Origin of the sequence: Thermovenabulum gondwanense (assembly GCF_001601575.1) — a bacterium.
Lineage (GTDB): Bacteria > Bacillota > Thermosediminibacteria > Thermosediminibacterales > Thermosediminibacteraceae > Thermovenabulum > Thermovenabulum gondwanense.
In genome coordinates this window covers 23,691-44,354 of sequence record NZ_LOHZ01000022.1, presented here as the reverse complement: position 1 = coordinate 44,354, position 20,664 = coordinate 23,691, and the positions used below count along the sequence as shown (strand labels likewise).

At 38.6% G+C, this 20,664-nt stretch carries 23 protein-coding genes; 8 read left to right on the top strand and 15 right to left on the bottom strand.

All coding sequences use genetic code 11. The features are described from left to right. Nucleotides 1-41: 41 nt before the first annotated feature. The 15 genes from ATZ99_RS02770 to dnaA form a co-directional block, all read right to left on the bottom strand. Entirely contained in the window at nucleotides 42-749 is a 708-nt protein-coding gene (locus ATZ99_RS02770; protein ID WP_068747721.1) for a zinc metallopeptidase, read from the bottom strand. Nucleotides 750-801: 52 nt separating this feature from the next. Beyond that, entirely contained in the window at nucleotides 802-1,641 is an 840-nt protein-coding gene (locus ATZ99_RS02765) for a PSP1 domain-containing protein (protein WP_068747720.1), read from the bottom strand. Nucleotides 1,642-1,645: 4 nt separating this feature from the next. After that, the gene (locus tag ATZ99_RS02760; RefSeq protein WP_068747719.1) at nucleotides 1,646-2,446 is read right to left on the bottom strand and encodes a DNA polymerase III subunit; all 801 of its coding nucleotides are present in this window, start codon (nucleotides 2,444-2,446) and stop codon (nucleotides 1,646-1,648) included. Beyond that, nucleotides 2,430-2,870, bottom strand: a complete 441-nt coding sequence (locus ATZ99_RS02755) for a YaaR family protein (protein WP_068747718.1) — start codon at nucleotides 2,868-2,870, stop codon at nucleotides 2,430-2,432. The genes ATZ99_RS02760 and ATZ99_RS02755 overlap by 17 nt, the downstream gene beginning before the upstream one ends. Next, nucleotides 2,867-3,190: a cyclic-di-AMP receptor gene (locus ATZ99_RS02750; protein ID WP_068747717.1), complete on the bottom strand. Its 324-nt coding sequence runs from the start codon at nucleotides 3,188-3,190 to the stop codon at nucleotides 2,867-2,869. The genes ATZ99_RS02755 and ATZ99_RS02750 overlap by 4 nt, the downstream gene beginning before the upstream one ends. A gap of 17 nt (nucleotides 3,191-3,207) precedes the next feature. After that, complete coding sequence (tmk, locus tag ATZ99_RS02745; RefSeq protein WP_068747716.1) at nucleotides 3,208-3,840, bottom strand: dTMP kinase; 633 nt, start codon at nucleotides 3,838-3,840, stop codon at nucleotides 3,208-3,210. Then, on the bottom strand, nucleotides 3,833-5,260 hold the full coding sequence (locus tag ATZ99_RS02740; protein ID WP_068747715.1) for an aminotransferase class I/II-fold pyridoxal phosphate-dependent enzyme: 1,428 nt from the start codon (nucleotides 5,258-5,260) through the stop codon (nucleotides 3,833-3,835). Before ATZ99_RS02740 ends, tmk begins: the two co-directional genes overlap by 8 nt. Before the next feature lie 19 nt (nucleotides 5,261-5,279). Next, nucleotides 5,280-7,706, bottom strand: coding sequence for a DNA gyrase subunit A (gene gyrA / locus ATZ99_RS02735; protein ID WP_068747714.1), 2,427 nt, complete (start codon nucleotides 7,704-7,706; stop codon nucleotides 5,280-5,282). A gap of 20 nt (nucleotides 7,707-7,726) precedes the next feature. Further along, the gene (gyrB, locus tag ATZ99_RS02730) at nucleotides 7,727-9,634 is read right to left on the bottom strand and encodes a DNA topoisomerase (ATP-hydrolyzing) subunit B (RefSeq protein ID WP_068747713.1); all 1,908 of its coding nucleotides are present in this window, start codon (nucleotides 9,632-9,634) and stop codon (nucleotides 7,727-7,729) included. Nucleotides 9,635-9,649: 15 nt separating this feature from the next. Then, the gene (gene remB, locus ATZ99_RS02725) at nucleotides 9,650-9,907 is read right to left on the bottom strand and encodes an extracellular matrix regulator RemB (RefSeq protein WP_068747712.1); all 258 of its coding nucleotides are present in this window, start codon (nucleotides 9,905-9,907) and stop codon (nucleotides 9,650-9,652) included. Nucleotides 9,908-9,912: 5 nt separating this feature from the next. After that, on the bottom strand, nucleotides 9,913-10,398 hold the full coding sequence (locus tag ATZ99_RS02720; protein ID WP_068747711.1) for a DciA family protein: 486 nt from the start codon (nucleotides 10,396-10,398) through the stop codon (nucleotides 9,913-9,915). A gap of 4 nt (nucleotides 10,399-10,402) precedes the next feature. Further along, on the bottom strand, nucleotides 10,403-11,470 hold the full coding sequence (recF, locus tag ATZ99_RS02715; protein ID WP_068747710.1) for a DNA replication/repair protein RecF: 1,068 nt from the start codon (nucleotides 11,468-11,470) through the stop codon (nucleotides 10,403-10,405). Nucleotide 11,471: 1 nt separating this feature from the next. Continuing rightward, complete coding sequence (gene yaaA / locus ATZ99_RS02710) at nucleotides 11,472-11,687, bottom strand: S4 domain-containing protein YaaA (RefSeq protein WP_068747709.1); 216 nt, start codon at nucleotides 11,685-11,687, stop codon at nucleotides 11,472-11,474. Between the two features lie 3 nt (nucleotides 11,688-11,690). Then, nucleotides 11,691-12,800, bottom strand: coding sequence for a DNA polymerase III subunit beta (gene dnaN / locus ATZ99_RS02705; RefSeq protein ID WP_068747708.1), 1,110 nt, complete (start codon nucleotides 12,798-12,800; stop codon nucleotides 11,691-11,693). Between the two features lie 254 nt (nucleotides 12,801-13,054). Then, nucleotides 13,055-14,401: a chromosomal replication initiator protein DnaA gene (gene dnaA, locus ATZ99_RS02700; RefSeq protein WP_068747707.1), complete on the bottom strand. Its 1,347-nt coding sequence runs from the start codon at nucleotides 14,399-14,401 to the stop codon at nucleotides 13,055-13,057. Nucleotides 14,402-14,568: 167 nt separating this feature from the next. Here dnaA and rpmH point away from each other — a divergent pair, with 167 nt between their 5' ends. From rpmH to rsmG, 8 genes are read left to right on the top strand one after another with little or no spacing between them, the layout of a single operon-like run. Beyond that, nucleotides 14,569-14,703 carry a 50S ribosomal protein L34 gene (gene rpmH / locus ATZ99_RS02695; RefSeq protein ID WP_068747706.1) on the top strand — a complete coding sequence of 45 codons (135 nt, stop codon included), beginning with the start codon at nucleotides 14,569-14,571 and terminating at the stop codon, nucleotides 14,701-14,703. Between the two features lie 54 nt (nucleotides 14,704-14,757). Beyond that, nucleotides 14,758-15,114, top strand: a complete 357-nt coding sequence (gene rnpA / locus ATZ99_RS02690; protein ID WP_068747705.1) for a ribonuclease P protein component — start codon at nucleotides 14,758-14,760, stop codon at nucleotides 15,112-15,114. Then, the gene (gene yidD, locus ATZ99_RS02685) at nucleotides 15,098-15,328 is read left to right on the top strand and encodes a membrane protein insertion efficiency factor YidD (RefSeq protein WP_068747704.1); all 231 of its coding nucleotides are present in this window, start codon (nucleotides 15,098-15,100) and stop codon (nucleotides 15,326-15,328) included. The genes rnpA and yidD overlap by 17 nt, the downstream gene beginning before the upstream one ends. A gap of 24 nt (nucleotides 15,329-15,352) precedes the next feature. Further along, a complete protein-coding gene (locus ATZ99_RS02680) occupies nucleotides 15,353-15,982 on the top strand; it encodes a YidC/Oxa1 family membrane protein insertase (protein WP_068747703.1) in 630 nt (209 codons plus the stop codon). After that, nucleotides 15,982-16,596, top strand: a complete 615-nt coding sequence (gene jag, locus ATZ99_RS02675; RefSeq protein ID WP_068747702.1) for an RNA-binding cell elongation regulator Jag/EloR — start codon at nucleotides 15,982-15,984, stop codon at nucleotides 16,594-16,596. Before ATZ99_RS02680 ends, jag begins: the two co-directional genes overlap by 1 nt. Nucleotides 16,597-16,647: 51 nt before the next feature. Further along, a complete protein-coding gene (gene mnmE, locus ATZ99_RS02670) occupies nucleotides 16,648-18,030 on the top strand; it encodes a tRNA uridine-5-carboxymethylaminomethyl(34) synthesis GTPase MnmE (protein WP_068747701.1) in 1,383 nt (460 codons plus the stop codon). Nucleotides 18,031-18,042: 12 nt separating this feature from the next. Continuing rightward, nucleotides 18,043-19,938: a tRNA uridine-5-carboxymethylaminomethyl(34) synthesis enzyme MnmG gene (gene mnmG, locus ATZ99_RS02665; protein ID WP_068747700.1), complete on the top strand. Its 1,896-nt coding sequence runs from the start codon at nucleotides 18,043-18,045 to the stop codon at nucleotides 19,936-19,938. Beyond that, nucleotides 19,928-20,653: a 16S rRNA (guanine(527)-N(7))-methyltransferase RsmG gene (gene rsmG, locus ATZ99_RS02660; RefSeq protein ID WP_222927057.1), complete on the top strand. Its 726-nt coding sequence runs from the start codon at nucleotides 19,928-19,930 to the stop codon at nucleotides 20,651-20,653. Before mnmG ends, rsmG begins: the two co-directional genes overlap by 11 nt. The last annotated feature ends 11 nt before the right edge of the window (nucleotides 20,654-20,664 follow it).

Here is a 20,664-nt window from a genome sequence, read left to right as displayed (position 1 = left end):
CAATAAAAAGATTTAAAAAAAATAAGGGTAAAATATTACCCTTACCTGTCGTCCCGATTGAAAAAACCTGCTATGGCAAGAAGTCTTAAAAGCTGCATAACCGCCATAAGTGTGGCAGCCACATAGGTCAGTGCTGCTGCGTTTAGCACCTTTTTAACTGCGTAAGTCTCATCCGGGGCTATAAATCCCTGTCCTTCCAGTACCGCAACAGCCCTGCCGCTGGCATTATATTCTACCGGAAGGGTAAAAAGTTGAAACAGCACCGCAAGGGAAAAAAGCAATATCCCGATGGTTAAAAGGGAATTAACATTCATCAATAACCCGATAAAGAAAAGCGGAAAAGCCATCTGCGAACCTATATTAGCAAGGGGCACTATGGAGTTTCTCAAGGCCAACGGCGCGTATCCTTCACTGTGCTGGATGGCGTGACCGCATTCATGAGCTGCAACACCCAGAGCTGCCAGGGAACGCCCGCCGTAAACCTCAGGGGAAAGCCTTAGCACTTTATTCCTCGGATCGTAATAATCGGAAAGTCTGCCCCTTGTCATCTCCACGGAAACATCGTATATTCCGTTTCTCCTTAAAATTTCTCTCGCCACATCAGCACCGGTAAGACCTATCCGGGCCGGTATCCTCAAATACCTTTCGAAAGTTGCGGAGACCTTAGCTTGGGCATAAAAAGCAAGGATTAAAGCGGGCAATAATATTATCCACGTGGGATCGTATCCTAAAAAATACGGGTAAAACATCCTTATTCCCCCTTTCAGGGTAATTTTTAGATTTTATTTAATAATATATGTTTTATTCACCTATTTCAACATCATTTTTTACTACTTCCTCCTTAGGAAATTCCTTTATTTCTTTTGTATCCTTTAATTCCACCTCAATTATTCCCTTTTGCTCGTTGATGCTCGTTATTATACCTTCACCTAAGGGAGTTAGCACTTCGTTACCCAGTTCGAATTTTTCCTTTTCAAAGGAATTTTCCTCGACTCCTTCCTGTTGATAATTTACGCACTCGTATTTTAAACAGCACATTAGCCTGCCGCATAGACCCGATATCTTCCCGGGGTTAAGCGAAAGGTTTTGCTGTTTGGCCATTTTAATTGATACCGGGTCAAACTCCCCCAGGAACGTATGACAGCATATTACCCTTCCACACGGCCCCAAGCCGCCCACCATCTTTGCTTCATCCCTTACCCCTATTTGTCTCAGTTCAATTCGGGTCTTAAATATAGCTGCTAAATCCTTTACCAGTTCTCTAAAATCCACCCTTCCATCCGCTGTAAAATAAAATATCAATTTTGATCGGTCAAAGGTATACTCCACATCCACCAATTTCATAATAAGGCCGTGCTCCAGGATTTTCTTTTCGGCTATAATTTCGGCTTCCCTTGCTTTTTCCCTGTTTTCTTCAAAAATCCTGTCGTCCTCTAAGGTAGCCTTTCTTATAACGTCCTTTAAAGGCGATACCAGGCTTTCCTCCGGCACTTCTTTTGGTCCTATAACCACCTCGCCGTACTCAAGACCCCTTGCCGTTTCTACAATAACCTTATCCCCAATGTTCAAAGGTATTTCACCGGGGTTAAAATAGTATATTTTCCCGGCCTTTTTGAATCTAATGCCTACCACCCTTACCATATTTCTACCTCCACAGGGCAAGGAGCAAATTGAAAAAACCTAAGTTTTCATTACCCCTTGACTTTATATATTCCATGGTTTTATTTATCCTGTCTATTATTCCGATTAGTTCACCGAAGCTGTATAAATCGGAAAGGTTTATTATTAAATTACGGTAATTTTCATTTATAAATTTAACTTTACTATTAGTCTTTGCCACCAGCATGTCTCTATACAGTGTTAAAAGAAATTCCAAAAGCGTTTCCTTGTCTTCATATGCGCATATTTGATTATATATATCGATTTTTTCCAAGGAAAACGACCTTTCTTTTACCAAATAGATTAGTTTTTCCGCCCATTCCTGGCTAATATCGCATTTTTCATAAGGTTTTATCTTTTCGATAACACTGCACCTGGAAACAACCGTAGGTATTAAGTTTTTTATATTCTGGGAAAGAAGTAAAAATATACTTTCGGAGGGCGGCTCTTCCAGGGTTTTCAGGAGGCTGTTTTGAGCTTCTAAGGTCATTTTGTCCGCATCGTATACGATGTAAATCTTTTTTCTCCCTTCCACGGGAGTTAAATAGGAATCGAAAATTATTTCCCTTATATTCTCTATTTTTACAGAAGAACCTTCGGGTTTTACTTCCCGGAGGTCAGCAAACACACCTCTGTCAATTTTTTTACAGTTTTTGCAGGTATTGCAAAAGTCCCCGTTTCTTTGCAGGCAGTTGGCAATCTTTGCAATATTTATAGCCTCTCTTTTAGTTTCTTTTACAGGCCCAACCAATATATAGGCGTGAAATAAATCACGTGTACAGGTCAACGATAAGCCCCCTTATTTCATCTAAAAGAGAAAGAATTTTTATGGCATCCCTGTGCTCGGATAAAAATTGCTGTGCCAATTCCATCACCTTTTCATCAATAATTTTTATCGCTGTCAAAACCTTCTGCCGACCAAATCGGGAAAAATTTTTTTCTTCGAAGATATCCAGTCCCATATCCAAGCATTTTTTTATAAAATTTTTTAGTAATTCTCTGTATTTTTTGAAATCCTCCAACGTCTGATTTTTTACAAGTTTTTTCGATTGTTCATCTAAAGCTTTGAACATTAAATTTAGTTCTTCTTTCGAATAGGTTTCCCTGCTTTTCTTCAGGTACTCGCCGAATTCTTTTTCAGCGCTCTTTTTTTTCTCCACCTTAATTGTATTCAAGCCCAATTCTTCAGACATCCTGTTTACCCTTATCATATTTTTTCAAACCTCTCCACGTTCAAAACAAAAACTATAGCCCCTCCTACAGTAACCTCCACGGGATAGGGAGCAAAGGTTTCTCCTGGAACCCCTGGAAATATGGTTACCACGTGTTTTCTCGGTTTACAGATCCTTTCCAGCAAGTCCAAAACTTCTTTTAATTTATCTTCCTCCAAACCAATCAATAGGGTGGTATTACCTCTTTTTAAAAAACCTCCGGTGCTTGCAAGCCTGGTTACTCCGATGTTTTTCTTGGTAAGCTCCTCCACTACCCTGATGCTGTCATTGTCATCGACCACGGCCATAATCAATTTCATAAATGGCCCTCCTTTAATTAATTGAAAATCCCAGACCTTTCCAGCTCCATTACAATGTCTTTAAAGATTTCATCTTTGCTTTTTGAAGCATCTATTATCCTGATTCTTTCAGGGAATTCATCCTTCAGCTTTAAAAAACCTTCCCTTACCTTGATGTGGAATTCTAAAGATTCTCTTTCCAGCCTATCCTTACCCCGGGTAAGCCTTTTTAGAGCTATTTCCGGATCTACATCCAGTACAAAGGTGATATCCGGCCAGTAGCCGTTTAAAACCCATTTGTTTAGCTGAAGGATTCTGTTAAAGCCAAGGCCCCGGGCAAAACCCTGGTATGCCAAACTGGAATCCACAAATCTATCGCATACTACAAAAAATCCTTCTTTTATTGCGGGAATAACCAATTTTTCTAATATTTGTGCTCTGGATGCAGCGTATATAAGGGCTTCAGCCGTTGAAACCGGATTGCTGTCCGGGTCCAGGAGCACCTTCCTTAACTGCTCTCCAAGGGCTGTTCCTCCGGGCTCTCTGGCCCGAATAACCCTTTTACCCTTATTCTTGATGTACTCACACAATTTCTCCACCTGAGTGGTTTTGCCGGCACCGTCGATTCCTTCAATTGTAATGAATTTCCCTTTTCTGACCTGTTTACCCATTTTCCACCACCGCAATACAATTATTTTTTATACCCTGACAGATATAATTATTTGCCACGAGCTCTTCCAATAATTCCACATGTTCCTTAGTAATCAGCTCCCCCGGGTTTAAAACCGGAATTCCCGGCGGATAGGGTATCACCGGGTTTCTGCATATTCTCCCAGGGGAATTTTTTAAGGGTATATATTCAAAATCCCTTAAAAATACCTCATAGGGTAACAAAATCCTTTCGGGGAGCTTTTTTAAAATTCCCACCGGGAAAATTTTGCCTTTCTTTTTCCTGAAAGTGGATAAAGCCTTTATAATGTTTAAAACTTCCTTTTTTGAATTAGCTCCTGTGATTAGAAGGTATATATTATTCAAATCCGCATACTCTGTAAAAATATTATATTGCTTTCTTAAAATTTTTTCTACATATAATCCGCTATAGCCCGAAGAAGAAGTGTTAACTATTAATCGGGAAACATCGTAGAAAAAACCTTTGCTCTTAGCGTAATCCACACCGGGACAGTAAAAGGGTGTAAACCGGTTTATCCCCCTCCTTGCCAATTCTGCAAGTTCTACCCCTTTTTCCACAAATTTTGCTCCGAATTTTCTTAAAAAAATTACGGCCAGTTCCAGGGAAGCAATCAAAATGTAAGAGGGGCTCGTGGAGGTAATAAGGGAGAGGTTTTCCCTTATTACCTCCTCTTCCTTCCCGGAGCCGTTAAAATGAAGCCAGGCGCTCTGAGTGAGCGATAATAGCATTTTATGCGGACTTTGAACGGTAATTTCCGCTTTATAATCCAAACCCGACGGGGGAAGTTTTTTTGAAAATTTAAAATGAGGTCCGTGAGCTTCATCTACTATTGTTTTGATTTTCATTTTTCGGGCAGTTTTTATTATTTTTTCGATATCCGGGCATATCCCGTTGTAATTCGGATTTGTCACCAGCAATGCTTTAATATTTTTACCATCTTCAATGGCCGAAACCCATTTTTCCTCCGGAACATCAAGGCATATACCCAGTTCGGTATCCACCCCGGGAATCAAGTAAACGGGTTCTGATTTCGTAAGAATAATGCCGTTTAAAACAGACCTGTGGGAATTCCTGGGAACTAATACCCTATCCCCTTCTTTCAAGAAGGAAGCCATAGCTGCAATTATCCCGGAGGTGGCCCCGTTTACCAAGTAAAAAGAACTCCTGGCACCATACAAAGATGCCAAATTTCTCTGGGATTGTTTTAAAATCCCTTCCGGTTGATGCAAATTGTCAAAACCAGGGATTTCCGTTACATCAAATTTATATAAATTCCCGGAAAGCAATTTCTGGAGGGAAAATATAAACTTACCTTTATGTCCGGGCATGTGAAATCTTACGGGGTCTTTTTTTACGTACTCCTTTAAAAGATTCATTAAAGGAGCATCTTCTTTAAACATTACCCATTCCCCTTTATTCCTATTCTTCTTCCTCGCTCACCACCGCCACCGCCGAAACCGAATCCTCCTCCTCCAGTTTAATCAAAGTCACTCCCCTGGTGTTTCTACCCGTCACGGGTATTCCTTCCACCTTTAATCTTATCATCATGCCGTTAGCCGTAGAAATTATTATATCGTCTTTATGGGATACGGTCCTTAATGAAACCACGTATCCCGTTTTCTCGGTAATTTTTTGCGTTATGATTCCCTTTCCACCCCTTGATTGCAGCCGGTATTCGCTAATGGGAGTGCGTTTTCCAAATCCCTTTTCGGTTATAATAAACACATCCCTGTCATCAACGACCATGTCAAAGGCAACTATTCTGTCGTCTTTCTGAAGGGACATGGCTTTTACACCCTTAGCAGACCTTCCTAAGGGTGAAACGTCCTTCACCTTAAACCTGATGCTCAGTCCTTTTAATGTAGCCAGAATTACTTCATTTTCATCATTGGCCAGGTTAACTCCTATTAATTCATCTTCGGGATTCAAATTAATCGCGATAATTCCCGTCTTCCTCATGGCCTTAAATTCCGAAAGAAGGGTCTTTTTTATAAGACCGTTTTTAGTGACCATTACAATGTAATTTGCTTCATCGAAATCTTTAATAGGGATAACGGCTGTGATTTTTTCTCCCGGTTTTAAATTAATTAAATTTACAATGGCCGTTCCTTTTGCGGTTCTGCTGGTTTCCGGAACTTCGTGGGCTTTTAACCTGTACACATTTCCTAAGTTTGTAAAGAAAAGGAGCACATGGTGTGTGGATGCAACGAAGATTTTTTCTACAAAGTCTTCTTCCCTGGTGGTGATTCCATTTACCCCTTTACCGCCCCTTCTCTGGCTCTTATAACCGGACAGGGGCATTCTCTTTACATACCCGAAATGAGTCATGGTGATTACCACGTCTTCCTGGGCAATCAGGTCTTCTTCGCTTATTTCTTCAATATCTTCCACTATTGCCGTCCTTCTCTCATCCTTGAATTTTTCTTTTATTGCCAAAAGCTCTTCTTTTATTATCCCCAGGACCATTTTCTCATCGGAAAGCACTTTTTCGTAGTATTCAATCTTCTGCAGTAATTCTTTGTATTCCTCCTCAATTTTTTGCCTTTCAAGGGCTGTCAACCTCTGCAGCCTCATATCGAGAATTACCTGAGCCTGTTTATCGGTAAGGTTAAACTTTTTTATTAAACCTTCCTTAGCGGTTGGAACATCCTTTGATTTTCTGATAAGCGAAATCACTTCATCTAAATTTGCAAGGGCTATCCTCAAACCTTCAAGGATATGTACCCTTTCCCGGGCTTTCGCCAATTCGTATTTTGTACGGCGGACAATAACATCCTTCTGGTGCTCGAGATAGTAATATATTATATCCCTTAAATTTAGGACCATTGGCCTGTTGTCAACCAGTGCCAGCATTATTGCACCAAAGGTGACCTGCATCTGGGTATGTTTGTATAATTTATTCAATATCACCTTAGCGCTGGAGTCCTTTCTTATTTCAATTACTACTCTGATGCCGTTTCTATCGCTTTCATCCCTTATATCGGTAATCCCTTCTATGTGCTTATCCCTCACCAGTTCCGCTATTTTTTCAATAAGTTTTGCTTTGTTAACCATATAAGGAATTTCGTTTATTATAATTTTTTCCCTTCCGTGTTCCACCTCAATCTTTGCTTTTGCCCTTATGACAATTGATCCTCTTCCCGAGGTGTACATCTCTTTTATTCCTTCAGTTCCGACGATAATTCCCCCCGTTGGGAAATCCGGGCCTTTTATTACTTTCATCAGCTCTTCCGGAGTAACGTCCTTATTTTCAATCATCATGATAGTGCCGTCTATAACCTCCGAAAGATTGTGGGGGGGAATATTGGTTGCCATTCCCACCGCAATTCCTGATGAACCGTTTACGAGTAGATTGGGAAAGCGGGATGGTAAAACCTTGGGTTCCTTTAAGGTTTCATCAAAGTTGGGAATAAAATCCACCGTATCCTTATCTATATCGGATAGCATCTCTAAGGCAATTTTCGAAAGCCTGGCTTCGGTGTACCTCATGGCCGCCGGCGGATCTCCATCCACCGAGCCGAAGTTTCCGTGCCCGTCTATTAATGGGTACCTGATGGAAAAATCCTGGGCCATTCGCACCATTGCATCGTAAATTGCCGCATCTCCGTGGGGATGATATTTTCCCATCACATCTCCCACAATTGTCGCTGATTTTCTGTGAGGCCTGTCGGGAGTCAGGTTAAGTTCGCTCATAGCGTACAGGATTCGCCGGTGTATTGGTTTTAACCCATCCCTAACATCAGGCAAAGCCCTTCCCACAATTACGCTCATAGCATAATCTATATAAGACTTTTTCATTTCTTCTTCTATAGCCACAGGCATTACTTTTCCGTAAGTTTCAGCCATTATAAAACCCCCGTTCTATTTTAGACATCAAGATTCCTTACCTCTTGAGCATGTTCAAATATAAACTGTTTCCTCGGTTCTACCTTTTCCCCCATCAAAATCGTAAATATCTCATCCGCTTCAATGGCGTCCTCTAAATTTACTTTCAAAATTGTTCTCGTCTTCGGATTCATGGTGGTTTCCCAGAGCTGGTCCGCATTCATTTCACCGAGACCTTTGAACCTCTTTATCTCAACCTTATCCTTGTCCTTCATCTTTTCCAGAATTGCTTTTAATTCTTCATCGCTGTAAGCGTAATGCGTTTCCTTCCCCTTAGAAATCTTATATAGGGGCGGCTGAGCAATGTAAACCTTACCCGCTTCGATAAGGGGGCGCATAAACCTGTAAAAGAACGTCAAAAGCAGGGTCCTGATATGAGCACCGTCCACATCCGCATCGGCCATAAGTATAATTTTATGATATCTCAATTTATCGATATCGAAATCATCTCCAATTCCCGTACCCAGTGCCATAATCATTGCCCGAATTTCTTCATTGGAAAGAACTTTGTCCAGTCTTGCCTTTTCCACATTTAATATTTTACCCCTCAGGGGAAGTATAGCCTGAAACTTTGGATCCCTCCCCTGTTTCGCCGAACCTCCTGCCGAATCTCCTTCCACCAAATACAATTCGCATAACTTTGGGTCTTTTTCGCTGCAGTCCGCAAGTTTTCCGGGGAGGGTGGTTTTATCCAGAGCGTTCTTTCTTCTTACCAGCTCTCTCGCTTTTCTTGCAGCTTCCCTTGCTCTTGCCGCACTTATTGCTTTTTCTACAATCGTCCTTGCTATGGAGGGGTTTTCTTCTAAAAATTTTGACATCCCTTCGCTTACCACCTGGTCGACAATGCTTCTCATATCGCTATTCCCCAGCTTCGTTTTGGTTTGTCCCTCAAACTGGGGGTTTCTCAATTTAACGCTTATTACCGCCGTTAAACCTTCCCTTATATCGTCTCCGGACAGATTCTGATCCTGTTCTTTTAAGAGATTAATTTTTCTTGCATAATCGTTTATTACCCTGGTTAATGCGGTTTTAAATCCAATTAAATGAGTGCCTCCCTCTAAGGTGTTAATATTGTTGGCAAAGCTCAATACGTTTTCGGTGTAGGAATCGTTGTACTGAATTGCTACCTCTACTTCCCATTCGTCTTTTTTACCGGCACTCATAAAAATCGGCTCTTCGTGCAGTACATCCTTATTCCTGTTTAAATACTTTACAAAGGATACTATTCCTCCCTCGTAATGGTAAACCTGTTCTTTATTAGTGCGTTCATCCCTTAAAACTATTTTAAGGCCTTTCGTTAAAAAAGCCTGTTCCCTCAGACGCTGAGCGAGGATATCAAAATTGAAGTTAGTTTCTTCGAAAATTTCCTTATCCGGAAGGAATGTGACCTTGGTACCCGTACCGGTCACTTCCTTAATTTTTTCAACTTCGGTAACGGGTTTACCCCTTTCGTATTTTTGTCTGTACAAAAAGCCGTCCCATTTTACTTCCACCTCAAGCCATTCCGATAGGGCGTTAACAACGGATACTCCCACTCCGTGAAGCCCACCTGAAACCTTATAGCCGCCGGCTCCAAATTTACCCCCGGCGTAGAGCCGCGTTAAAGCCACTTCCAATGCAGGTTTACCTACTTTCGGATGGATATTTACCGGAATTCCCCTTCCGTCATCATCAACACTAATTGCTCCATCCTTTCTTATTACAACCTCTATATTTTTGCAGTAACCCGCTAAAGCTTCATCCACACTGTTATCCACCACCTCGAAAACCAGATGGTGAAGCCCTTTTATGTCGGTAGAACCAATATACATGCTCGGCCTTAACCTTACATGTTCCAGCCCTTCCAGTACTTCAATTTTTGTTTCATCGTAAACCAGTTTTTTGTCCATTTTAAAACCCCCGTATCAAACAATGTAATCATTTAAATCAAACAGAATATTAGCCCTTTTTAACAGGGTAATGGAAGATATAGGTGAAAAATATATATTCTTTTCCGTTATTATTATGGACTTACCCTCTTTTTCTTCACTTTTTACAAAACCTTCCTCCTTTGCTATCTGTAAAAACTCCGATGTAGCCGCAGACTTAGCCGTACTGCTGTCCAAAATTGCTATTACATCCCTGCTTTTTATCACCGTATTCTTACCTATATGGATAAACAAAAAACTCACCTCTTTTGCATTTTAAAAATCACATCTTTTTTCATAATCTCTTTCAGTTTTTCCTTCAATACCTCATCGTCTATATCAGCACATACCCTATCGATCCACGCAGTTTTTTCATCGGGAAGGTTTACATTAGTTAAATCGAGCGGAATGTAAAGTTCCTCGTTAAATTCATTATATTTTTCTTCCTCTCTGTTTTTTTCTTCCCAGGAAACCACAAATCTTAGATCCCTTACCACCCTTTTACTAAATCTGCTGTTTATCTTTTTTATTATTTCCTCTTTAAAATATAAAAGATGATGAGCCCAAACGGAATTTTTTACTCCCAGAAACAGGGTCTTCCCTTTTAAGGCAATAGGTTCCGAAATTTTATAAATTTCATGACCGACTATATCTTTGTAGTAAATTCTTATTATTGCCTCGGTCAGTTTTAAATTAACATCTAAAACTTTATACCTTTTTTTTAATACATCGCTTATTTTTTCCATCAAATCATCCTTCCTTGGGAAGACCAATGAGAGATGCCCTTTTTAAAATTTCGCCGGGAAGGTTTTTTATATCGGTTGCCGTTATAAACAATTGACCGTAATCGTTCTTCAATAAATTTTGCCTCCGATTATAATCTAATTCATAAAGCACGTCGTCCAGCAAAATTATAGGCATTTTACCCGCATATTCATATATAATTTTCCCCCTGCTGAAAATCATGCTTAAAACCAGAGTCCTAATCTCTCCCTGGGAACCATACCTTTTTACTTCTCTGCCGCCCGACAAAAATATATAATCATCCGTATGAGGGCCCTGATACCCTCTCTTTATCTCTTCTTTCATCTTTAATTTTATTTCATCTATCGAAAATTCCCCTACCTCGGCAATAGGGGAATTGTACTTTAAGTCAATTAATGTATCATTTCCGGAAAAATCTGCGTAAAATTCGTTAACAAAGGGTATAAATTTTTTTAAAAATGCCAATCTCATTTTAACAATTACTGAAGAAAAATCTATAATCTTATCATTGAATACCTCTATAAGTTCTCTATTGTAAAAAAACTTTGCATCTTTATTTTTAATCAGTTTATTTTTTTGCATTAATACCCTGAAATAATCTTTTAAGTAATTGTAATAAGCCGGTTTAATTTCGGAAATTAATGAGTCAAAAAACCTCCTACGGACGGATGGGCTTCCTTTTACCAGAGAAAGATTGTCGGGTGAAAAAAAAATTGTCCTTATCCTGTTGGATATATCCTTTACCTTCTTTATCTCAAAGCCCATTTCCTTTATTTTTTTTGTACCATCCCTGGTTAAATAAATTTCCCTGTCTATTAAGTCTCCATTGTCCTCGAAAATTCCCTTTATGTAAGAAAAATCGCTGTCGAAATTTATAATCTCTATTTCCTTAGTTGTCTTTACAGGCCTGAAATTGCACAGGTAATAAATGGCTTCCAGTATATTTGTCTTTCCCTGGGCATTTTTCCCGAAAATTACATTGATATCTCCAAAAAAAAATTGCTGTTCTTTAAAATTCCTGAAATTACAAAGACGGAGTTCTACTATTTTCAAATCATTCACTCCCGCCTTTTACCGTATACTTTATCCCTTCAACCTCCACTTCGTCCCCCGGGTAAATTTTTCTCGACCTTTTCGTTTCTACTTCTCCGTTTACCCTGACTTTGCCTTCATGTATCAAAATCTTTGCCTGTCCTCCGGTGGACACTATATTTGCCCATTTTAAAAATGAATCCAGTTTAATCCAGTCCGTTTTTATTATTACATCCATAATTTAACCTTCACTCCTCAAGCGTATGGGAAGTAGAAAGTTTATATGATTTTCCACATTCAAGGGCTTAATTATCAGCGGATTTACCTCTCCACCGAAATCCATAGAAATTTCAGGATATTCTATGGATTTTAAAGCATCGATTAAAAATTTCGCATTAAAAGCTACCAGTAAATCCTCCCCCGATGTTTTACATTTTACGTTTTCTGTGAAAATCCCCGCTTCCGACTCGGAACTTACAGTTATTACATCCTTTTTGATATCCAGTTTTACCACATTGTTTTTACTGCCCTCTTTTGCAAAGACATAAGCCCTTTCTATGCTTTCCAAAAGCTCATCGGTACTTGACATCACCTTAACCTTTGGTTCAACCTTTACAATTTCCCTGTAATCAATAAATTTCCCCTCTAAAACCCTTGAAGTTATGGTTATCGCCTTTGATTTAAAAATAACACGGTTGTCGGAATAATGTAATTCAAATTCTTTATCCTCATCCTCAAAATCTATTTTGGAAAATTCGGATAAAGTTCTCCCGGGAACTATTATACTGAAGTCTTTCGCGTCTGCATCTTCCCATCTCCAGGCAATGCGAAAACCATCCAAAGCCACTATATTAAACCTTCCATCTTTAACTTCCAGGAGCTCTCCGGTGAGAACAGGTCTTGAGAGAGATTCTTCAGCCGCTGCAAAAATTGTCTGTTTAACCATTTTTTTAAATATATCATTGGAAATTCGCAAAAGAGGAAAGGATTTTTCAGGAATTATTTCCGGAAAATCGTAGGGTTCAAAGCAGGGTAATGATAATTTTATCTCTCCCGCTTCCACCGTTATTTTATCTTCTTTTTTGTTAAAAAATATGTTTCCCTTTGGAAGTTTTCTCATTATCTCTAAAAACACCTTAGAGGGTAAAACAGCACTACCCTCTTCAATAATTTCTGCACTAAGCGATGTCTCTATACCCATGTCCAAATCCGTGGCCGTAAGGATCAGGTTGTTATTTTTTGCAGTAAATTTTATGCCTGAAAGTATGGGGATAGTGGTTTTATTTGGGACAAATTTCTCTACGGTACTCAAAATGTATGTGATTTTATCTTTTTCTATGGAAAAAATCATTTTATCCACTCCCTCACTTATACTAATTTATTTATTTTTCATAGAGGGATTTATCTATAGTAGGAGTAGTAGTAAGTGCTGTGGATATGTGGATAAATATTGTGAATAACTTTTAAATAAGGTTTTTTAAGATTTAATAACTTGTGGATATGGAGTATAACTTATTATTAATAATTAACATAAAGAGACTTACCTGTAAAATTATCCACAAAAATCCACAAAGTATTCATAAATTGTAAAGGTATTTTCCACAATTAACCGTTGATAATTTTTCTTTTCAAAGTATCCAATATGGAAGCGAGTTCTTTGTCTTTTGCCATGTCTTTTGAAATTTTATCACAGGCATGAATAACCGTAGTATGGTCCCTTCCTCCGAACTCTTCTCCTATCTTAGGGAGAGAATAATCGGTTAATTCTCTGGCTAAGTACATGGCAATCTGCCTTGCGTATGCCAGCTCTTTGGTTCTCTTTTTGGATTTAAAATCTTCAATTCTTATGGAAAAATGAGTACCTACTGCATGGAGAATATCCGTTATGGTAACGTTCTTTTGTTTTGTATTGGGAAGAAGATCCTTTAATACCAGCTCGGCTAAGGATAGGTCAATGGGTTTATTTGTCAGGGAAGAGTAGGCTACTATCCTTATAAGGGCTCCCTCCAGCTCTCGGATATTTGTTTCGATTTTCTCCGCAATAAAGTTGATTACTTCATCGGGTACGGTAAGATTTTCCATTATCGCCTTTTTTCTTAAAATAGCTATCCTCGTCTCAAAATCCGGGGGTTGAATATCGGTGATTAGTCCCCATTCAAAACGGGACCTTAAGCGTTCCTCTAAGGTCGGTATTTCTTTCGGAGGTCTGTCGCTGGAAATTATTATTTGCTTATTGGCTTCGTAAAGGGCGTTAAAGGTGTGGAAGAACTCCTCCTGAGTCCTTTCTTTGCCCGCAATAAATTGGATGTCGTCGATTAGTAAAACATCAATATTCCTGTATTTATTTCTAAACTCAACATTTTTATCGTCTCTAATGGAGTTAATAAGTTCGTTTGTAAATTTTTCAGAAGAAACGTATACTACTTTGCAGTACGGGTTATGCTCTAAAATGTAATGGCCTATAGCGTGCATAAGATGGGTTTTTCCGAGCCCCACCCCGCCGTATATAAAAAAGGGATTATAAGCCTTTGCCGGGGATTGAGCTACGGCTAAGGATGCCGCATGGGCAAAACGGTTGCTATTTCCTACCACAAAGGTGTCAAAGGTATATTTGGGATTCAGGTTGGATTGACCGTCATCAGAGGTTTTAACGATTTCTTTTTCGATTTGAGTCCCCGCATTATTTTCTGTTAAAGAAGATTCACTTACCGAAAAAGTTAGGGAAATATCGGAATTAAGAATGGATGTAAGAATATCTTTTAATAAATTTAGGTATCGTTTTTCCAGAACACCTTTTATAAAATCGTTGGGGACCTCTACTATTGCAATACCTTCGCTTAAAGAGACGAGCTTTGTGGGTTTAAGGAAAGTGTTGTAGGTTACATCGTTGTTCAATTCACTCCCGAGAATTTTCAGGACATGTTGCCAAATATCAGAAAGATTTCCGGTCATAAAAGTGAAACCTCCTCGGATAATAAAAAAAGAAAATAAAGCCATAGAAGGCTAATAAAATGATAGCAAAATATACTCTTTTATTCAATAAAAATCTATTTTCTTGACAATTGTAAAATATTTAGGCTATAATCTATATAGTTTTTTAATCCCGAGGGGGTGAAGTTTTGAAACCTACTTATAACCCTAATAACAGGTACAGAAAAAAGGTTCACGGGTTTAGGAAGAGAATGAGGACGAAGAGCGGAAGAGATGTAATTAAAAGAAGAAGGTTAAAAGGAAGAAAAAGATTAACAGCATAGGCCGCAAGAAAATAAATGCGGCCTAAAACTGGATTTTTCGGAGGGCAAAAGGATTTGGAAAAGCGCCTTAGATTAACAAAAAATTTTGAATTTAATTTGGTTTATAAAAAGGGAAGGCGAAGGGTATGCCCTCTTTTTAGCATGTACGCAAAAAAAAACAGGATTGGATATTCGAGGTTTGGAATTTCGGTAAGTAAAAAAATCGGAAAAAGCGTAGTGAGAAACAGGGTTAAAAGGCGTTTAAGAGAGATCTTAAGGAGAAATTACAATAAAATAAAACCCGGTTACGATATAGTTATTTCTGCAAAAAGTGAAATAACGAAGTACAATTACTGGGAAATTGAAAGCCAGGTAGTTGATAATTTAAAAAAAATGGAACTATGGGTGGAACAAAATGAAAAGATTGAATGATGCCGGCAAAAAAATTTTAATATTTCTCATCAAAATTTATCAGGAGTATATTTCTCCTTTAAAACCAAGAACCTGCCGCTTTTATCCCACCTGTTCCGAATATGCCAAGATTTCCATCGATAAATACGGGGTTATAAAAGGAATTGTAATGGCGGTAAAAAGGATTTTAAGATGCCACCCGTTTAATCCCGGCGGTTATGACCCCGTGGAATAAAAAAAAATTAAGGAGGAGCTCTGTGTGGCCTTTTTGGAAAATTTAATGAAAAGTTTAATGGATTTCATTTATATTTATACGAAAAGTTACGGTCTGTCTATTATTATTCTTACGGTGATTATTAAGATTATTCTTTTACCATTTAGTTTTCAACAATTTAACTCCTTAAAGAAAATGCAGGAAATTGCCCCCGAACAGAAAAAACTTCAGGAAAAGTACAAAAATGACCCCCAGAAATTGAACAAGGAATTAATGGACCTTTATAAAAAACACGGTTATAACCCAATGGGAGGATGTCTTCCCCTGTTAATTCAATTCCCGTTTATTATAGCACTGTTCAGTCTATTACAGCATTATAATTTCGGAAATACGGGGTTTTTATGGATCACCAATCTGGGAGCTCCCGATAAAACCTATATCCTACCGGTACTCGCCGCTTTGACTACCTATTTATCTTCGAAGATGACTACGCCGGGAAAAGCAGACCAGCAGCAAAGTACAATGAATATTGTAATGTCCGCCTTTATTGGGTGGATGGCGTTAAAATTTCCGTCGGGACTGGCGCTTTACTGGGTGGTAAGTAATATAATTCAAATTGTCCAGCAGCTAATTATTGTTAGACCGACAGCCTCTAAAGGAGAGGGGGCAAAGTAATGAAAGAAATTGAAAAGCAGGGTAAATCGGTGGAGGAGGCAGTGGAGAGTGCCCTGAAGGAATTGGATGCAAAAAGGGAAGAAGTGGAAATAACGGTTTTGGAAGAGGGAAGCAGGGGCCTTTTTGGAATTTTATCAAAACAGGCAAGGGTTCGGGTCAGATTAAAGGAAAGGCCGGAAGAAAAAGCCGTAAAATTTTTAAAGGGACTATTGATAAGGTTAGACCTGTATGCCGAGATGGAGACGGAAAAAATAGAAGATTTTTTCAAAATAAATTTAAAAGGAAGAGGATTGGGAGTATTAATAGGGAAACACGGAGAAACCTTAAATTCTCTTCAGTACCTGGTAAATTTAGTTGCTAATAAAGGATGGCATGAATACATAAAAATAATAATAGATGTAGAAAATTATAGGGAGAAGAGAGAAAGAGCACTGGTGGAACTTGCAATTAAAATGGCAAAGAGGGTAAGAGAAACAAAAAGAAGCATTAAATTGGAACCCATGCCTCCTTACGAAAGAAAAATAATTCATAAAACACTTCAAAACGATCCACGCGTAAAGACTCATAGCGAGGGAGAAGAACCTTATAGAAGGGTTATAATATCTTTGAAATGACCTCATGGTATAAACCATGAGGTCATATTACAAATAAAGGGGTTTTTGAAAATGAAAGAGGATACCATTGCTGCTATTTCGACGCCGATGGGTGAAGGCGGAATAGGCATAATAAGGATTAGCGGTGAAGAAAGTTTTAATATAGCAAAAAAATTATTTTACCCAAAAAGCAAGATAAGCTTTGAAGAGATGAAGCCCAGGACAATGTACCTCGGGAATATATACGATGATCTGGAAAAATATGTGGTGGACGAAGTATTGATGGTAAAATTTAAAGCCCCCAATTCCTATACCGCGGAGGATATGGTGGAAATTCACTCTCATGGCGGTTTCACCGCAGTGAGAAAAATATTAAATTTGGTACTAAGAAACGGGGCAAGGCTTGCGCAACCCGGTGAATTCACAAAAAGAGCCTTTATTAACGGAAGGATAGACCTTTCCCAGGCGGAAGCAGTAATAGATATAATAAGGGCAAAAACAGATAAAGCCCTTAAAGTGGCGGTGGATCAGTTAAAGGGTAAAATATCGGAGAAAATAAAGGAAATAATGGACAGCCTGTTAAGCGTTATTGCATTGGTAGAAGCAAATATAGATTTTCCTGAAGAGGAGATACCTGAAGCTTCACCGGATATTATTCTTAAAAATATATCTTACAATATTGAAAGATTGAATTATTTAAAAGAAAAGGCCGGTGCCGGGAAGATATTAAGAGAAGGAATCTCAACGGTTATAGTTGGTAAACCTAATGTAGGAAAATCTTCACTCCTAAACTCCCTGCTTATGGAAAAAAGGGCGATTGTCACCGAAATACCCGGAACTACAAGGGATGTAATTGAAGAATATATAAATGTTAAGGGGATACCCATTAAAATAATTGATACAGCGGGTATAAGAGACACAAAGGACCCGGTAGAAAAAATAGGTGTGGAGAGGGCAATGGAAAAGGTAGAAGGAGCTGAACTGGTGCTTTTTGTGGTGGATGCTTCCGGTGAATTGGAGGAAGAGGATTACAAAATAATGGAAAATATAAAAGAAAAAAGGCTTCTAATCATCTTTAACAAAATAGATCTGGGACAAAAAATAGATGAGAAAAAGGTGAAAGAACATCTACCGGGGAAAAGAGTTGTAAAGATTTCCGCACTGAGAGATGAGGGTATAGAATTATTGAGGGAGGAAATTTACGAACTAATCGTTAATGAAGTGGGTTCCTTGGAAGAAGGTATAATAATTACAGCTCAGAGACATATAGAAGCTATAAACAAAGCAATAGAAAGTTTAAAGGAAGCCAAAATTACTGTAGAAAACAATCTACCAATGGAAATAAGTGCTATTTATATAAGAGAAGCATGGGAATATTTGGGTGAGATTACCGGTGACAGCGTTAAAGAGGATATTCTCGATGCTATATTTGAAAATTTTTGCATAGGGAAATGAAGGTGAATTGATATGGAATATACTGCTGGATATTATGATGTGGCGGTTGTGGGTGCGGGACATGCCGGTTGTGAGGCTGCCCTTGCCTGTGCAAGGCTGGGATTAAAAACGGTAGTATTTGCAATAAATTTGGATAGTATTGCTATGATGCCGTGCAATCCTTCCATAGGCGGTCCTGCAAAAGGTCACCTGGTGAGAGAGATAGATGCACTGGGTGGCGAAATGGCCAGGAATACCGATAAAACATTAATACAGGTAAGAATGCTGAATACAAAAAAGGGTCCTGCTGTAAGGGCATTAAGGGCTCAGGCGGATAAAAAGGCCTATCAGTTTTCAATGAAATATACCTTAGAAAGTCAGGAAAACTTAGATATAGTCCAGGGTGAAGTGGTAAAAATTATTACGCAAAATAAAAAGGTAAAGGGAGTAGTTACGCGGACGGGAGGAGTTTATTACGCCAATGCCGTTATTCTCACTACCGGAGTGTATTTGAGAAGCAGAATAATAATAGGAGATGTTAATTACAGCGGTGGTCCCAACGGACTATTTCCAGCAAACGAACTTTCCGGTTGTTTACTGGACCTGGGTTTTGAACTGGGCAGGTTCAAAACGGGTACTCCTCCAAGAGTTCATAAAAAATCGGTAGATTTTTCAAAAATGATTGAGCAGCCGGGAGACGAAATCATGATTCCTTTTTCTTACGAAACGGAGGTGTTAAATAGACCTCAGGTATCCTGCTGGCTGACATATACTACAAAAAAGACCCACGAGATAATCCTCGAAAATCTTCACAGAGCTCCCCTGTATAGAGGAGATATAAAAGGTGTAGGACCAAGATACTGTCCGAGTATAGAGGATAAAGTGGTGAGATTTTCAGATAAAGAATCCCATCAAGTATTCATCGAACCCGAAGGACTCAATACCAATGAAATGTATGTTCAGGGAGTTTCTACAAGTTTACCCGAGGATGTCCAGGTTATGATGTTGCGGTCTATTAAGGGTCTGGAAAACGTTAGACTAATGAGACCAGGTTACGCTATCGAATACGATTACGTCGTTCCTACGCAGCTGCACCTGACCCTGGAAACAAAAGAAATTGAAGGTTTGTACATGGCAGGCCAGATTAATGGAACATCGGGCTATGAAGAAGCTGCTGCCCAAGGTTTAATTGCTGGCATCAATGCAGCGTTAAAATTAAAGGATAGAGAGCCTTTGGTTTTGAAAAGGTCCGATGCGTATATAGGTGTACTGATAGACGACCTGGTAACAAAAGGTACAAACGAACCTTACCGAATGCTTACTTCTCGGGCAGAATACAGGCTGATTTTAAGGAATGATAATGCAGATATGAGGCTTACGGAAATAGGATATAAAATAGGATTGATAAGTGAAGAAAGGTATGAGAAATTTTTAAAGAAGAAAAAAATGATTGAAGAGGAAATTGAAAGATTAAGGAGTATAAAAATCACACCAACACAAGAAGTAAACGAAGAATTGGAAGAATTAGGAACGAGTCCCATAAATACACCTGTAACTTTGGAAGATTTATTGAAAAGGCCGGAATTGGACTATGAAAAGATAAAGGTATTTGATAAGGGTAGACCGGATTTGCCAAAGGAAATAATCGAACAGGTTCAAGTGGAAATTGCCTATGAAGGATATATAAGCAGGCAGTTAAAACAGGTGGAGGCTTTCAAAAAGCTGGAAAATAAGAAAATTCCTCCCGATATTGACTATGATAAAATTTATGGACTTCGCACGGAAGCAAAGCAAAAGCTAAAGAAAATAAGGCCCGAATCTATAGGACAGGCCAGCAGAATATCCGGTGTGAATCCAGCGGATATATCCATTTTACTGATTTATTTGGAGTCGGAAAAAAGAAAAAAGGGAAAAGAAAGTGAAGAATAATGTTATGAAGGAGATAATTAAAGAAAAACTTTTAAAATGTGAAATTCTTTTGACGGAGGAAAAACTATATCTTCTGGAAAATTATTTCCAGGAAGTTATAAGGCGCAATGAAATAATAAATCTGACTTCTGTCATAGATGAAAAGGAATTTGCAGAAAAACATATAATAGATTCCCTTTATCTGAATAAATTATTCTATTTAAGCGAATCGGGAAAATTGATTGATGTCGGAACGGGAGCCGGAATACCCGGGATAATATTAAAAATTGTTAGAGATGATTTAAATATTACTTTACTTGATTCTGTTAAAAAGAAGACGGATTTTCTCAATGATGTTATCGAAAAATTGGATTTAAAAAATATTTATGTTATAAATGACAGAGCCGAAAATTTAGGGAAAAATAGGGAACACAGGGAAAATTACGATTATTCCGTAGCGAGGGCGGTTTCCAACCTTTCTACCCTGGCCGAATTTTGCCTTCCTTTTGTGAAGGTGGGAGGATTTTTTTTAGCGATGAAGGGGGAAAAGGCAAAAGAAGAAATAGATGGTTCAATTAAAGCTGTGGAAATAATGGGAGGGAAAATTGAAGATATAATATCCTATGATTTGCCGTCGGGGTATAAAAGAAAAATTATAGTAATCCGAAAGATAAAAAATACACCCGAAAATTACCCTCGAAGGCCGGGTATACCTGAAAAAAGGCCGATAAAATAAAAAGAATAAGC